Annotated in this window: 1 protein-coding gene; it reads left to right on the plus strand. The window is 66.8% G+C overall.

What is annotated here, in order from left to right; all coding sequences use genetic code 11:
- Positions 1 to 395 (plus strand): TCP-1/cpn60 chaperonin family protein (locus HX774_RS19350; RefSeq protein WP_304488870.1); only part of this gene is annotated, 395 nt, incomplete at both ends.

The following is a 395-nucleotide window of genomic DNA, read 5'->3' on the forward strand; positions in this document are numbered from 1 at the left end:
CATCGTCCCGGGCGGCGGCGTGGCCCTGCTGCAAGCCTCCAAGAAGCTGATCGATCTGAAGGGCGCCAACGCCGATCAGAACGCCGGCATCGCCATCGTCCGTCGCGCCCTGCAGGCTCCGATCCGTCAGATCTCGGAAAACTCGGGCGTCGAAGGCTCGATCGTGGTCGGCAAGGTCATGGACTCGAGCGACGCTTCGTTCGGCTTCAACGCCCAGACCGAAGAGTACGGCGACCTCGTCCAGATGGGCGTGATCGATCCGGCCAAGGTCGTTCGTTCGGCTCTGAAGTCGGCCGCCTCGGTCGCCGGCATCATGATCACGACGGAAGCCGCCATCGCTGACGCTCCCAAGAAGGGCGGCGCCGGCGCCCCCGACATGGGCGGCATGGGCGGCA

This window comes from Brevundimonas sp. P7753, assembly GCF_013386595.1.
Lineage (GTDB): Bacteria > Pseudomonadota > Alphaproteobacteria > Caulobacterales > Caulobacteraceae > Brevundimonas > Brevundimonas bullata.